Genomic DNA, 14281 nt, shown 5'->3' with positions numbered 1-14281 from the left:
AGGATAGCCCTATCGTTTGGTTTTTATTCATTCTATCCATTTCGTCATTTTATTTTGCTCCATATCAAAGTAGCTTACGGCATAAATCGGCTTTATCCCCGCTTGCATATTTAATTGATAATCGATTTTAAAAGTAGTACTCGAATTTTTTTCGATTGTATAAAAAACATTACCATGTAAAAAAGTTTTTGTACCAGCAAGTTCAGGATGTTCTTCTGTAGAAAGTTCATATTCAATTTCTTTTAGGGAAGACAGGAAATAATATTCTTGCATATTGCTATTTCTCACACTTATTTCTATCCCTTTTTTCTTTTCATAAAGACCATATAAAATAAATAAGAAGGAAATAAAAAGAATATACACACAGAGCGATAATGGATAAATAAACCCTTTGTTATTCATTTTCCATTCACATCACTTTCCATGCGGAGATAAGATATTATACTTGCATCTTTTTTCTTATCAAATCGGTTAATTACCTCTATTCTAAAACCATTCTTATCCCTTTTAAACTCTACATTTTTAACACCTTGTAATGCGACTTCATGCCCTGTCGAATCTACCCGCCTTCTTATACTGCTTTCATATTTTTCATAAATAACCACTCTGCTATCCACATAAAGCAGTAATTTGTTGTTGGAAACATCCATATTCTGTGCAATCTTCGCTTCTTTTTTTAATTCTAGGATGAACACTTCCCATTCCATATCCTGTAACTCTATCTCGGAAATTTGACTGTTAACGATATGTTTCAAAGGAATGCTTAGTAAAGAAAGAATAATAGAAAAAATAAAAAAGCAAAGAAGCATTTCCAATAAAATATAACCTTTATTATTCAATATCAACCCTTTTTTCATTCGATGAACACATCGCATATTTCTTTCTTCTTCTGAAATACATTATTATATTGGATACAGACTGTATTATCTATTTTCCAAAGGATTGTGTAGACATTCCCCTCTTTTTCAATAGATGTAATTCCTTTTTCTGCTTCTCCTAATTTAACTTCCATTAAATAGTGATAAAATAGGTCATTTACCATCTTCCCTTCTTCCGAATCTTCCAATTGCTTTAACACATGCACATAAATCGGCATCCAAGTCAAAGCAATAAGAAGCCATATTGTATAGGCCAATAAATATTCCGGTAACATAAAACCTTTACAATTCAGTTGCATAAAATCGCCCTTTGCCAATTAAAATCGTTAATTTATATGGCTGCTCTCCAATTCGGAATTCATACGTCCCAAATTTAGAAACGTTCCCTCTCGTATTGATGGTAAAAGAGATCGTGTTTTCATTTACAAAAACAATATCTTCATTGTAATAACGATCCACAATACTACCCACATATTCATCTCCACGGATGCTGTAACGATTTAAATTCGGATATATTTTTACTTGAAGAAGCGATTGATTTGCGATAGCAAATGCCTGGGCATAATAAAGATCTGCCTCTAATTGAGTAATAAACTGGTTCTCATTAAGTGTAGTTTGCTGGGAGGTGACTACGAACACAGATAAGGAGGAGAGAATCACCAATAATGACATTGCAAAAACCATTTCTATTAGTGTAAATCCTCTTTGATTTTCTATCATGGATTTTCCGTACTAGCAGTAGTAACTACGCCATCTGTAATAATTAATTCCTTGCCATTCGTACATTGCTCTTGCTCTTCTGTAATATAATTATCCTCTTTCAGTGCAGAGATACTCGCAGGATATTCTTTATGCTCCATATAATAGGACTGAACCTCTGCTTGTACCATCTTTGTTAATGCTTCACAACCTGTGTCATTTATCTTTGAATTATGCTTTGTAATATTGGGAATTGTCACAATTAATAATATGGAAATAACCACCAAAACTATCATCATTTCTATTAGTGTAAAACCCTTTTCATTATTCATTTTGTCCTCCTTTCAAAATCCATCTAAAAGCTGAAACATTGGCATTAATACAGATAAGTAAATGGAAACAATTAAAATTCCCACAACGGAATACAGTGTAGGTTGAAGGAGCTTCATTGTTTTTTGTATATTCTCTTCTATTTGCATAAGGCAATGATTGCCATAGTAATAGAATTCTTGATCCAGCTTTCCATTTTCTTGACCATGCTGAATAATTTGAAACAGTTCCTTATCTAAAAAAGTAAATAACATAAAGGCTTGATCAAGACGATCGCCTTTTTTCAACTGCGAAATAGCAAGTATACCTATTCGAGAATACAGCTTTTGTTCTTTGTTTTCTTCAAAAAATTGCAAACATTCATAAATCGAAAAGCCACTAGATAATAGATAACTTAATTGCAAAGATAAAAGGTAGGAAAAATAATGCCTGACAATTTTTCCTATGAATGGGATTCGCGCTAGTAAATTCATTTGAACTATAATATCCAGTTTGCGGAAATATACATAATAAGAGACGTAACAAGCAATAAGAAGAAGTAATAGAAAAGCGAAGAGAGAGGGAATAACCTTACCGATTATTTGGACAAAGAGTAGAAAGAAATTCTTATTTATATTCATCGTTAGAAAAATGGAATTAAACTTAGGAATGAGGATACTTTGAACAAAGAAAAACAGAATAAAAGTAAATAATAGAAGAAAAAGAGGATAAGATAGAATCTTCCTTAATTTTTTGATTGTATCTTGTTTATTCTGAATCATTTTACTTGCATCCTGAAACGCAGTTGCAAATCCTCCATGCTTTTCAGCAAAATACACAAAACTAATAACTTGGCGATCAAAATTTAACCTTACAAGGTTTTCAAAAAACGTATCTCCTCCTTTTAACGAACCATAACAAGCATTTATATCTTCCAATCGATATTCCGGCATGTAATAACGCGAAGATTGAACCGCTTCTGCCATGGAATAGCCCCTATCAAGCAACTCCCCAATACATTTTAAAAATCTAGCTTGCTCTAAATTAGTCCACGCCTTATTTTTTTTCATCATAAATCCATCGTTCATATTCCCCCTCCTTTATATACCCTAATGCTATCCCTTTACAAATGATGTCCCCTAATGTTTTATACTTATAACTCCAATCATCTGTCCTGTTATTAAGAATGTTAGCAATCATCCTTCCAGTTATCATTTCAAATACAGTAGATCTTTTTAATCGATCATCTAAACGGTAACAGAAAGGTGAACAGCCATCATCACAAAATGGACATACCATTTCTACTAGTCTTTGTGCGGTAACAGCAATTAAGGTTTGTTCAATTTCTGTCTCCTTTATGCCAAATTCGAGCAATCGATGAATCGCACCTTTCGCATCCCTAGTATGCATGGTAGTTAATACCAAATGCCCTGTTAAACTCGCTCTTATTGCAATATGAGCAGTTTCCCTGTCTCGGATTTCTCCAACCATGATAATATCGGGATCATGGCGAAGAATCGCTTTTAGTCCTGTTGAATACGTAATACCAGCCTTCTCATTAACCTGAATCTGCAGTACATTTTCTTGGGGCTTTTCAATCGGATCTTCTAAGCTAATAACATTTCTTTGGTAGAGGTGAGCATTTTCATTTAAGAGGGAATAGAGTGTTGTCGTTTTGCCAGATCCAGTCGGACCTGTGAGGATAATTAACCCATGAGCGTGCTTTAATAAAGAGATTAATTTTCGAGAAACATTTGGAAATAAGGAGATATGGTAGATTGGAAGCATATTTTTGTCGTAAAGAAGGCGAATAACTAAACTTTCGTGAGGGGAAGAAGGCAAGGTTGATAAACGTAAGCCAATATGTTGACCATTGATGTTTGTAGAAATAGAGCCATTTTGCGGTTTTCTTCGTTCTCCAATATCCATGGATGCCGTAAACTTAAAATGAGAGATTAACTTGTCACATTCCTCCGCAGTTATTACTAATCTAGTAAGCAAATGATTAGCAATCCGCAATTGAAGGACCGATTCCTTTTGTCTCGGGGTTATGTGAATATCAGTAGCATTTTGCTCCACTGCATCACGAATAATACGATTGGCTAAAGCTTCAATAGATAACACTTTTCATAAAACACCACCTTTTTATTTATTCGTCTTTATATTTCGACATAAAAAAAGAAATTCCTTCATTTTTTATTATTTTTTTTGCATTTATTCAATTAGTTATTTATTAAAAATGCAGATTATTCCTAGACTAATATTTCCGATTAATTTCCATTGTTCTTTTAGGATGTTTTCTAAAGAATTGTTGTTTTTTCAATAGGAAAAAAGAATTAATAGGAAACAATTAGCAGCCGGAATACACGAAGACTCCTGTGGGATTAGCGAGACAGTCTGAGACCCCGGAGGCGAAGCTGAGGAGGCTTAAGCTTAGCCCCACGGAAAGCGAAGTGTATTTCGGCTGCGGGTAATCGCAACAAACTTTACGAAAACAGCCTTCTTTTAAAAAAACTTCTGATTTTGAATAAAAAACACCGAACAAGCCATACTATATATATCAATTATATTGGGCTATAGCCAAGTGGTAAGGCAACGGACTTTGACTCCGTCACTCGTTGGTTCGAATCCAGCTAGCCCAGTAAAGACCCAATTTACATGGGTCTTTTTTTATACATATGAATTCGCTATTATTCTTTGTTAATTTTTTTCCGAAAATGAGAGAAATCATAGAAAAAAATTCCCTTCTAAGCTTAAATAGCAGATATAAGTTGAGATATTAACACCTTTTTAAAAAATTGTTCATTTATATGAAATCTTGCCGTTTATTTTAAACACAGACGTATATACATTTAGTTAAACAAGAGTCAATAAAAAATACCCCAGTCTGTCTTGATTTCTTTTACACATTCATATCATCATGTTGAATCTGTGACTTTTCGATTTGAATAGTTGCATGGTCTATTTTAAACTTATCTTTTATTCGAACAATCGCTTGCTGAAGAATAGCTTGACTGTCTTTTTTATCATCAATTAACATATGGCAGCTTAATGTATCAAGCCCAGAAGTAATGGTCCATATATGCAGATCATGAACATCGATTACTCCTTCTATTTCTTCTAACACCATTTTCACATCTTCTTGGTTTATTGTTTCCGGAGTTCCTTCCATTAATATATGAGTAGAATTTTTTATTACTGCCCAACCGCTTTTTAAAATTAATAAAGCAACTACTACAGATATTATAGGATCTGAAACATACCAATCAAAGAATAACATGAGTATTCCAGCAATAATTGCACCAACGGAACCTAATGCATCACCCAGTATATGTAAGTAAGCACTTCGTAAATTTACATTGTTATGCACATCCCCTTTCTGCATTAATCCCACCGCGCTAACGATATTTGCTAACAATCCAATCGCTGCAATGATCATCATTGTTCCACTAGCAACCGTCGGAGGCTCGGTGAACCGTTTAATAGCTTCCCAAATGATAAAAAAAGCGATAACAAACAATGTGGCGCCATTAAATAGGGCCGCTAAAATTTCAAAACGATAGTATCCATACGTTTTACTAGGCGATGGTTTACGGGACGCAAACCGGATTGCAAGAAAACTTAAGAAAAGAGAACCAGCATCACTTAACATATGACCTGCATCCGATAATAAAGCAAGACTATTTGTAAGAAGTCCTCCAAAAAACTCTAATAGCATAATTCCACAGGTAATTAGTAAAGCCAAAATTAACCCTTTTTTATTACCCTCTCTTGTTGATTCGAAGCCATGGTGATGATGGTGATGTCCATGCTGACTATGATTATGCTCATGAAAATTCCCCATATTTTTTCCTCCTTCTATTTTTTAAAGAAAATTACTTACCTTGCGGATTTATCAAACCAACAGAAAATACTCTTTTCCCTATATTTTGTGGTAAAAAACTAATTTTATGACCAACTGATAAAGGAACCTCTCGTCTATTAAAACGCCAGCTGAAGTTATATCCAAAAGTTCCAGCCTCCACTACTAAAACAGCTCTTGAATATTCTAGATGAAGAGAAGGCTGCATTACAAAAGAAGATAAAGCAGTGCAAAATGAAGAATAGATGATGTTGATTAGCTTCTGTTTTAATTAGAGCAGCTTGCCCTCCATCAATAATGGAAACAGCTATTATCTTCTTATATATGAATATATGCTCATATATTAATTTTATATCTCCTATTAATAAATGTCAATTTTACATTTGAATAATACAATATGTGAACGGAAAAAACATAAAAAAAACATTATAAAGATGGCCAAGCTTCAAATGGTGAATATGTACAATTTATGAACAAAATCTTGTGAAGTTGTGAACATTTTATAAACTTATCGTTTTAACCATGTTTATGGTAGATTGCTATATTATAATAAAGAAAATTAGTTCCCAGGAGGAAACAATTGTTATGGAAAATACACTAAAAGTTACAAATGTATTGTCTGACCCAACTCGTTTCTATATTTATCAATACATTACTAAACGTCATCAAGATGTAACCGTTCAAGAAATAGCAGACGAATTTTCTATCCATCCAAACGTAGCCCGCTTACATTTATCTAAATTAGAAGATGTAAGAATGCTCTATTCTGAAACAAAAAAAACAGGAAAGGGTGGCCGTCCAAGTAGACTATATCGTTTATCAGATGAGGTCATACAATTTAGCTTTCCATTTAGAAATTATCAATTATTAAGCAGTATTTTATTAAGATCCCTTGAAAGCCTCGGTGCAGAAGGAAGTAAAGCACTATATGAAACAGGAAAAACATTTGGCAAAGAGATGATGGAACAAGAAATTGCCCGTTATACAAATAATACCGCAGCATTATCCAATGGGGATAAACTACGGCTTTTACAAAATGCCAGCTTAATGACAGGGCAACTGCCAGCATTAGAATGGAATGATGATGAAACTTCCTTATATTTTGAAATATACAATTGTCCATTTAAAGAAGTTGCAATGGAGCATAAAGATAAAGTATGTACAATGCATCAATCTTTCTTTACTGGTATGTTTGAAGCATTATATAAGGATGTTCAGTTAATCGAAAAACAGAATATTATTTCAGGCTGCGATCAATGTGCCTATAAAACACAAGTTCAATAGGAAAGAAAAGAGAGTTTCCTGTAATTATCTGCAGAAATACAACTTTTATTCAGGTTATCCATTTCTATATAATTGTTACTTATCCTTTTAACGAGTCTACTTATTTAAAAATGAACTATTTATTTTATCTTGCATTAGGATTCCATATTTAATATATGACAGCATGTGGAATACACAAATGTCAATCTATTTGCCACGTAAAGTGTAGCTAAAAAAACTCCTTATTGTTCAAATTGCGAGCAATTAAGGAGTTTTTATATGTTTCTATTTAGCTTGGTTTACTTGTTTTTTTCTTCTAGCAATATAAAGGAATAATATGCTAACAAAAATCAATATAAATCCGATTAACAGATAATTATAAGAATGTGTACCTGTTTCAGGGAGTTGGTGGGTTCCGTTACTTTCTTTTCCACTTCCATTTCCTATTTTAGATACATTCTGACTATTTTTGTTATTTTCTTGATTTACCGTGTTGGTATTATCATTATCTATTCCTTTTCCAGGATTTTCTGAGTCTTGCTCATCCTCTGTTCCATCATCTGGATTTTCCGGGTCTTTTTCATCCTCTGTTCCGTCATCTGGATTTTCTGGGTCTTTTTCATCCTCTGTTCCGTCATCTGGATTTTCTGGGTCTTGTTCATCATCAATTACTTCACTTTGTCCGGAGATAGTAACATTCAGATCGACATATGTTCCAAATTGATCTGCAGCCGAAACTCTTACAACTATTTGACCGTTTCCTTTTGCAGTTATGACTCCCTTTTCGTTTACAGATGCAAATTCGTCACCACTTATTAAGTCATAATTTAAATTCTTGTTGGTTGCAAAGGTAGGATATACTTCTGCCTCAATTTGTGCTGTTCCTTTATCTTCTGTAATTGCGATAGATTTTGTTATTTTAATGCTCGTTACCGGAATAAATACCTCTGGGTCAATATCTCCAATTTGGGCTTCTTCACTAATAATCAAAGTACCTTTACCAGTTATTTTGCCGTTTATTTTCAATGTACCATTAATAGTTAAGGAAGCATCTTTAGCAATCTCTAAAGTTCCATTAATGGTTAAATTACCGTCAATTGTACGATCACCAATTACTGATACTTTTTTACCTTCTGGGATAACAGAAGCATCTGTTGTTGGAATATCCACTTCTCCGTCCCAAATAAGTTCTGGTGTTTGCTTCAGATTATTAAACTTCACTATATCCTCTCTTTGAGAATTTAACGAAACAGTTACGTTCGCTTCTTCATTAAAGGAATTCCAACCATAAGCATTTACACCATTACCTAGACTAACATCCTTTATGCTTGATCCAACCATTGAATTAAACGCATAATCCCCAATATATTCTACACTATTTGGGATAGCCACTTTATCCATGCTATTTAAACCAGAAAATGCATTGCCCCCAATATATTTTAAATTATCTGGGAGATTTAGTTCTTTTAATGATTCTAAATCTGCAAATGCACTAGATTCTATCATTTCTACGGAATTAGGTATTTCTAGCTTCTCCGCTTTCTTATTTCCATAAAATGTGTATGCAGGTATTTTCTTTGTTCCGTTTGCTATATTAATTGATTCATATTTATTTCCAGAAAAAGAAACTGCCTTTAAATGAGTTAACCCATCTGGTATAGTAAGCTCTTTTTCTGTCCATTCACTTGCTAACAATGGATCCCATCCTAAATAGTTTAATCCATATTCTTCAACTAATTGTAGGTTTTCAGGAATATTCATTGTGTCTAATCCGTTAATTTGATCAAACGCTCTTTCACCAATTTTTGTAATTGTATCAGGCAACGTAATTTTCTTAAGATCCTGATTTCCTTGGAAAACATAATCATAAACACTTGTCACTGTATAAGTAATATTATCCCCTTCATTTGTAACTGTTTCAGGAATAACAAGTTCTTGTAGTTTCTTATTATTTTCAAATTGAGTTACTTCAACTGTTGTTGCACTAGTTGGTCTATAAATCAATGAACCTACCATAAATTGTCCACTGACATAGTCAGTAAAGCTTACCCCACCAGACTTTAATGGATTGGTGAATCCACTTCGTCTTAATTCGAAAGCAACTTGATCATTCGCAACATTTACTGCAGCTTCTCTTGAAATTCCTGTAAAGGCATCCTTACCAATTGTCTTGACGTTTTTACCAATTTTCACTTCATTCGCTTTCGTACTTTGAGCAAAAGCGTATGTTCCAATTTCTTTCACAGAGTTTGGAATGACAATTTTTTCAAGACTAGATATGTCAGCAAATGCAAATTTCTCCACTTTAGTTACAGTTTCAGGGATATCTATAGTAGTCAATCCACTTGATTGAAAAGATCCGTACCCAATTGATGTAACAGATGTAGGAAATTCAATTTCTTTAATTGAAGACGCATTAAAAAACATAAATTTAGGAACTGCTGTCATCTTCCCTGGTAGTTTAACTATTTCTAAACTTGCACTATCCGTAAATGCAGCTTCTCCGATATATTTAAGTGTGTCAGGTAAGATAAGTTTTTTCATTGAACTAACAAAACCAAAACTTTGTTCTCCAATACTTTCTAACCCTTCTGGTAAAGTCAATTCTTCAAATGCATCTATAAAGAGAAATGCAAAAGAACCTATTGATTTGATGTTCTTAGGTATATTAATTTTTGTAATACTTGCTCCATTAAAGGCATTGTCATCAATTCTCTCCACACTGTCTGGCATTTTTACATTAGATAGTGCAGATGCATAGAAAAATGCACTTTCCCCAATAACTTTTAATCCCTCGGAAAATTCTATCGAAGTTATGGAATTATTAAAATAAAATGCTTTAGCTCCAATAGAGGTTACTTTATATTTTTTTCCGTTATTTTCTACTTCAGATGGTATATAGACATTTCCTTTGATAGTATCATAGCTAGAGAATAGTTTATCTGGCTCACCTATTAATTGTACTTCGTCATTACTAGTCACTTTATAATAAAAGTTTTCATATTGGAAAGTGTCATTTAAATCTTTACTGATAATAGAATGGTCTGCATCTATTGACATATCGCTATATCCTATTGCATCATCTTCGTCTGGTTGTTCAGGATTTTCTTCATCAGGATCCTCTGTTTCACCTTCCCCTGGCACGTCCGTATCAACGTAAACCTTGATAGAGGAAGTTAGTCCTGTAACGGCAGTTGCAGTAATGGTTACTTCACCTTTAGCTATTCCAGTTACAACACCATCAGCATCAACAGTTGCTATTTTGTCATCAGAGCTTGTCCAAGTTAACGATTTATCAGCTAAATTTTCTGGTTTAACTGTTGCATTCACTTTTTTCGATTCGCCTATTGTCAAATCTAAGTACTTGTCTAATACAATTGCTTGTGGGCCGATATCCACATAATTTGTACTAATGTTATAAGCATAATCGAACCCAAAGATACTTAATCTACCTGGATTTAATGACTGGTTCGCAAGTTCTTCTCCAAGATTTGTTATATCTGCACGAACTGTGCTCGTTTCTCCTTTTTTCTCCACATCGTCTATTCCAAGTTCAAATAAAAGTACATGTCCAGCGACGTCACCAACAAGTATCTGTTGAATATAGTTATCGTCTTGTACATCAAATGTTAGGTATACTTTGCTATCCTCTTTAACAATGTCGACATTTTCTACTGTTGGTGCTTCTGTATCTACAGTAAAAGGAAGCTCGAGCGTTTTTTCTGTATCAGTTCCTGCAATTTTACCACTTACTTCATAAATCAACTCCGTACCACTTGATACTTGCTGTCCTTTTTCATCCTTTCCATTCCAACCTTGCATATTAAGAATCGGTATATATGCACCTTGAGTGGAACTATAGAAGGTTTTACGGGCATCACCATATACATAGGACCAAACATCCTTATCATTTGCATCTTTGATTTTAAAGGATAAATTTTCTGCATTTCTTAATAAGCTTGTTATAGAAGTAAATATTCTTGAATTGTCCCCATTTAATGAAGGAGAAAAAGCAATTTTTTCTTTATCATATTTACCTGTGATAACATTTCTTCCTAAATAATATCCGCTTCCTGCAGCGTTCGAATTAATCATTATCGTTGATGTTTGTGTAGTAGGCTGGATTTTATCATATACTGTATTATCAAAAATGGAAGGATCTGTCCAATTACCATAGTATCCTAAGAATGGAAGAGAAAGTGTTACATGATCGCCTTTTTCATCATATAAGCCTGTGTAACCTTCGCGCTTTTTCTGTAAAAGTGATCGTCCCACGTTGAACTACCGCAATCTTATCTTTAACATCTAACTCACTATAATCCTTTTCTTCCCCAATTCCTGGTACCATTACATAAGCATATTCCTTGTTATCAAGTGTATCCAATACATCATAGGTGTCTCCATCTGTGTTAGAAGCATTTTTATAAGGAATATTTTCGTCTCCTACTTTAAAATACGGAGAATTATAAACAGTATTTTCCACACTTGCTACAGATAAACCTGCTGCAAAAGTTGATGGTGAAGACACAACCGCATTATCTGGATTTGACGCTAATGGCACGTTAGTTCCATATGTATTATTAACTACAGCATTATCATCATTACCAGCAGCCATCAATAAATTAACGCCTGATTCCGATACCCTTGTATACGCTTCTTTTACTGCTTCTTCCCCTATTTTTGTGAAGCCAGCACCTGATCCTAAGCTCATATTAATGGAATCTGCACCTAATGAAACAGAGTCATCTAATGCAGCCAAAATATCATCATCATAGGCTGATCCAGTCCCATCTGAAAACACCTTCATAATCATTAATTGAGCTTCTGGAGCAATACCTTTAATTTTATCACTATTTGCTGCAATAGTTCCTGCTACATGCGTTCCATGGTCTATATCACCAATGACATTCGGGTCTTTATCTGCATAATCATATCCAAAAGGAACCTTTTGACTTGCAAACACATCATCTGACGATAAATCTCCAGCATTTAAACTAACGGAAGATATAAGTGACGAAATATCATTTTTGAATATTTTGAATTTTGTGGGTCTTTTTGAAATGCTTCATGATTTGTATCTAGTCCCGTATCAAGAATAGCTACAATCGTTTTCTCTCCTTCATATCCAAGCGCTTGCGCTTGATCTGCCCCAATCATTACACTACTATTTTTCATCTGTATATCATTATTTGCTTCAGCTGGAAGTTCATATTTCACAGCCTCAAAAATTCTTTTTACACCAGATATTTTCTCTATTTTTTCAATGTTTTCCCGTTTTGTCTCTAACGAAAAACCGTTCATAACTACTGTGTATCGATAGTTATCTTTAAAACTAGCATCTACCTTTTCAGAGATCTTTTTCATTACGGAGTCTTGTTCCCCCATAATATTATTTGAAATTTCTTTCCCTTATTAGAATTAATAAATTCAGATGGTTCTTGTTTACTTTTTGTACTGTAATAGTCTAATACTGGTCCTTCCTCTAATTCTACTATTACACGAACCTTTTCTTGTGGATCATAACCATATTCCTCACTAATATTTTCTTTTTGAGAAATATTTAATTCACCCTCGGCTTTTTCCATAGTTATATAACTAGTATTCTCTTTTGCACTTACATAGTTATTACTAAATGGTGTGATTGTACTAAATAATACAACCAATAGAGTTAGTAGAGTAGTAACTTTTTTGCCACTCTTTAATATACTCATTTCCCCTTCCCCCTAAACTATTTATTTAGAAAATTCAATTACTTTAATATAATATCATGTAGTTAGATATGTTTCAAACTATATTTTAGATAACAATCTAATTTAGTTTGTCTTTTATTATATCGCTGTGATACTATTACATTAAAGTAAGCGTAGTTGTAAGTACCCTTATAAAAAATTGCATAAATAGTAAAGGAGCTACCTAATGGATATATCAATAACATCTAAATATGATGTTTTTACAGAATGTATTTTCTTATTGGAGAGGAGAAATTTACCAGAAGGGGATGAGTTTCCTAAAACAATCTATGATGTTATACAAAAGATATGTGAAAAGTACAATATCCCTTTTGAAGAATTTTCGGATGAAATTTATATTTTAGCAGAAGTAGAAAATTTTATTATGGACAATCTAGAAATCGAAGAAAAAAAACTACTTTTCTATTTTGGCATTGAATCACAATCGGACTATTCACTTGCATGGGCATTATATTATACAATACGTAAACAAATTATTTTTAATGATAATGATTATGAGAATCCCCATGAATTTGATTTAAGAATACAACTTATTGGACTAGTTCTTAATTATAATCTTGAAGGAAAAGAAATTAAAACAGAAAAAGATTTAAATGATTTCTTAAGAGATTATCAGTGTACAATAGAGGATAAATGGTTATGTACTCAAGTATTCTATAATGCTGGTAAATTTCAGAAGGAATTGCTTGAAATATTGGAAGAAGTTTCTGATTTATTTAATCAAAAAGCGAACATTCTGCAATCTTATATTGACGCCTCTGCTATCTTTCTGAAGGAATATTTCTTGAAGAATCCTGAATCTAACATAATGAAACAATATAATTTACAGTTAAACTCAAGAGAATTAATTATCATTCCGAGTGCAATGGGGTTTAATACATTAAAATGGGACCATATGGATACAGATGGTCCGGAATATTTATATGCTGGAATTATGTACCATAAAATTGGCTCACTTATTCAAAAATACAATCACAATGAAGAAACCCTATTAAATCGCCTTAAGCTTTTAAGTGATAAAAGAAGACTAGAAATCTTGAAAGCACTAAAAAACGGTCCCTTGTGCGGACAAGATATTTCTCAATTACTCTCACTTACGCCTGCAACTGTTTCTCATCATATGAATTTCTTAGTAAATGAGGGATTTGTTCGGGTGCAAAAAACCGGTGTGCGAATTGACTATTACTATGTACCAAATGAAATGAATCTCTTCATGAAAAGCCTAAATAATGTTCTGCTATAAGTTTAATTTGGTTCTAATCAAAATTATTAGGCTTTTTTATTAAGATTGATACTATTAAATACTTTAAATTCATAGGAGGTTTTCCCTCCTAATTGTAACACTTTTAAGTTCTTCTATATTTGTAAGGTGAATCCAATAACAAAAAGCCCATCCTACCAATACTTGCTGTTTCAGAATTATTTTTCGCAAAAAAAAGCCACCAAATGGCAGCTGGAATTACTTTAAGAAAGCACCAATAGATTAATGAGAGGATTATTTGCTCTAAATCCCTATATTA

General features: G+C 33.1%; 14 protein-coding genes and 1 tRNA gene. 3 read left to right on the top strand and 12 right to left on the bottom strand.

The features are described 5' to 3' along the window. Window positions 1-27: 27 nt before the first annotated feature. From comGG to comGA, 7 genes are read right to left on the bottom strand one after another with little or no spacing between them, the layout of a single operon-like run. The gene (comGG, locus tag ACTNDN_RS01350) at window positions 28-402 is read right to left on the bottom strand and encodes a competence type IV pilus minor pilin ComGG (RefSeq protein WP_031535309.1); all 375 of its coding nucleotides are present in this window, start codon (window positions 400-402) and stop codon (window positions 28-30) included. Then, complete coding sequence (gene comGF / locus ACTNDN_RS01345; protein WP_441130552.1) at window positions 399-875, bottom strand: competence type IV pilus minor pilin ComGF; 477 nt, start codon at window positions 873-875, stop codon at window positions 399-401. The genes comGG and comGF overlap by 4 nt, the downstream gene beginning before the upstream one ends. Beyond that, window positions 854-1177, bottom strand: coding sequence for a hypothetical protein (locus tag ACTNDN_RS01340; RefSeq protein WP_441130551.1), 324 nt, complete (start codon window positions 1175-1177; stop codon window positions 854-856). Before ACTNDN_RS01340 ends, comGF begins: the two co-directional genes overlap by 22 nt. Next, window positions 1161-1598, bottom strand: a complete 438-nt coding sequence (gene comGD / locus ACTNDN_RS01335) for a competence type IV pilus minor pilin ComGD (RefSeq protein ID WP_441130549.1) — start codon at window positions 1596-1598, stop codon at window positions 1161-1163. The genes ACTNDN_RS01340 and comGD overlap by 17 nt, the downstream gene beginning before the upstream one ends. Further along, window positions 1595-1909 carry a competence type IV pilus major pilin ComGC gene (gene comGC, locus ACTNDN_RS01330; RefSeq protein ID WP_031535316.1) on the bottom strand — a complete coding sequence of 105 codons (315 nt, stop codon included), beginning with the start codon at window positions 1907-1909 and terminating at the stop codon, window positions 1595-1597. Before comGC ends, comGD begins: the two co-directional genes overlap by 4 nt. A 12-nt stretch (window positions 1910-1921) precedes the next feature. Next, a complete protein-coding gene (gene comGB / locus ACTNDN_RS01325) occupies window positions 1922-2974 on the bottom strand; it encodes a competence type IV pilus assembly protein ComGB (RefSeq protein WP_441130547.1) in 1053 nt (350 codons plus the stop codon). Next, complete coding sequence (gene comGA, locus ACTNDN_RS01320; RefSeq protein ID WP_031535321.1) at window positions 2943-4010, bottom strand: competence type IV pilus ATPase ComGA; 1068 nt, start codon at window positions 4008-4010, stop codon at window positions 2943-2945. Before comGA ends, comGB begins: the two co-directional genes overlap by 32 nt. A gap of 446 nt (window positions 4011-4456) precedes the next feature. Between comGA and ACTNDN_RS01315 the strand changes: the two genes are divergently transcribed. After that, window positions 4457-4528, top strand: a tRNA-Gln gene (locus ACTNDN_RS01315). A gap of 260 nt (window positions 4529-4788) precedes the next feature. Here the strand turns inward: ACTNDN_RS01315 and ACTNDN_RS01310 are convergent. Continuing rightward, the gene (locus tag ACTNDN_RS01310; RefSeq protein WP_441130545.1) at window positions 4789-5730 is read right to left on the bottom strand and encodes a cation diffusion facilitator family transporter; all 942 of its coding nucleotides are present in this window, start codon (window positions 5728-5730) and stop codon (window positions 4789-4791) included. A 603-nt stretch (window positions 5731-6333) separates the two neighbouring features. Between ACTNDN_RS01310 and ACTNDN_RS01305 the strand changes: the two genes are divergently transcribed. Beyond that, on the top strand, window positions 6334-7032 hold the full coding sequence (locus ACTNDN_RS01305) for a helix-turn-helix transcriptional regulator (protein ID WP_441130543.1): 699 nt from the start codon (window positions 6334-6336) through the stop codon (window positions 7030-7032). A 264-nt stretch (window positions 7033-7296) separates the two neighbouring features. On the opposite strand, the gene ACTNDN_RS01300 is transcribed toward ACTNDN_RS01305, so the two are convergent. The 4 genes from ACTNDN_RS01300 to ACTNDN_RS01285 are packed head-to-tail and all read right to left on the bottom strand — an operon-like array spanning window position 7297 to window position 12722. Beyond that, window positions 7297-11286, bottom strand: coding sequence for a leucine-rich repeat protein (locus tag ACTNDN_RS01300; RefSeq protein WP_441130542.1), 3990 nt, complete (start codon window positions 11284-11286; stop codon window positions 7297-7299). Then, window positions 11234-11974, bottom strand: a complete 741-nt coding sequence (locus ACTNDN_RS01295; RefSeq protein WP_441130540.1) for a S8 family serine peptidase — start codon at window positions 11972-11974, stop codon at window positions 11234-11236. The genes ACTNDN_RS01300 and ACTNDN_RS01295 overlap by 53 nt, the downstream gene beginning before the upstream one ends. A gap of 26 nt (window positions 11975-12000) precedes the next feature. Next, window positions 12001-12375: a protease inhibitor I9 family protein gene (locus ACTNDN_RS01290; RefSeq protein WP_441130538.1), complete on the bottom strand. Its 375-nt coding sequence runs from the start codon at window positions 12373-12375 to the stop codon at window positions 12001-12003. Continuing rightward, window positions 12375-12722 carry a hypothetical protein gene (locus ACTNDN_RS01285; protein ID WP_441130536.1) on the bottom strand — a complete coding sequence of 116 codons (348 nt, stop codon included), beginning with the start codon at window positions 12720-12722 and terminating at the stop codon, window positions 12375-12377. The genes ACTNDN_RS01290 and ACTNDN_RS01285 overlap by 1 nt, the downstream gene beginning before the upstream one ends. A gap of 205 nt (window positions 12723-12927) precedes the next feature. On the opposite strand from ACTNDN_RS01285, the gene ACTNDN_RS01280 reads away from it, so the two are divergent. Continuing rightward, complete coding sequence (locus ACTNDN_RS01280; protein ID WP_031535332.1) at window positions 12928-14004, top strand: ArsR/SmtB family transcription factor; 1077 nt, start codon at window positions 12928-12930, stop codon at window positions 14002-14004. The last annotated feature ends 277 nt before the right edge of the window (window positions 14005-14281 follow it).

It is taken from the genome of Niallia sp. HCP3S3_B10 (assembly GCF_052064465.1).
Lineage (GTDB): Bacteria > Bacillota > Bacilli > Bacillales > Cytobacillaceae > Niallia > Niallia hominis.
Note: the sequence above shows the minus strand (reverse complement) of the source record. Positions and strands in the feature narration are given on the sequence as shown.

Excerpts from the sequence above, each read along its gene's own strand:
- comGG (WP_031535309.1), bottom strand. The coding sequence starts at position 402 with ATGAATAACAAAGGGTTTATTTATCCATTATCGCTCTGTGTGTATATT.
- ACTNDN_RS01290 (WP_441130538.1), bottom strand. The coding sequence starts at position 12,375 with ATGAAAAAGATCTCTGAAAAGGTAGATGCTAGTTTTAAAGATAACTAT.
- comGD (WP_441130549.1), bottom strand. The coding sequence starts at position 1,598 with ATGATAGAAAATCAAAGAGGATTTACACTAATAGAAATGGTTTTTGCA.
- ACTNDN_RS01280 (WP_031535332.1), top strand. The coding sequence starts at position 12,928 with ATGGATATATCAATAACATCTAAATATGATGTTTTTACAGAATGTATT.
- ACTNDN_RS01305 (WP_441130543.1), top strand. The coding sequence starts at position 6,334 with ATGGAAAATACACTAAAAGTTACAAATGTATTGTCTGACCCAACTCGT.
- ACTNDN_RS01310 (WP_441130545.1), bottom strand. The coding sequence starts at position 5,730 with ATGGGGAATTTTCATGAGCATAATCATAGTCAGCATGGACATCACCAT.
- ACTNDN_RS01285 (WP_441130536.1), bottom strand. The coding sequence starts at position 12,722 with ATGAGTATATTAAAGAGTGGCAAAAAAGTTACTACTCTACTAACTCTA.
- comGB (WP_441130547.1), bottom strand. The coding sequence starts at position 2,974 with ATGAACGATGGATTTATGATGAAAAAAAATAAGGCGTGGACTAATTTA.
- comGC (WP_031535316.1), bottom strand. The coding sequence starts at position 1,909 with ATGAATAATGAAAAGGGTTTTACACTAATAGAAATGATGATAGTTTTG.
- comGF (WP_441130552.1), bottom strand. The coding sequence starts at position 875 with ATGCGATGTGTTCATCGAATGAAAAAAGGGTTGATATTGAATAATAAA.
- ACTNDN_RS01340 (WP_441130551.1), bottom strand. The coding sequence starts at position 1,177 with ATGCAACTGAATTGTAAAGGTTTTATGTTACCGGAATATTTATTGGCC.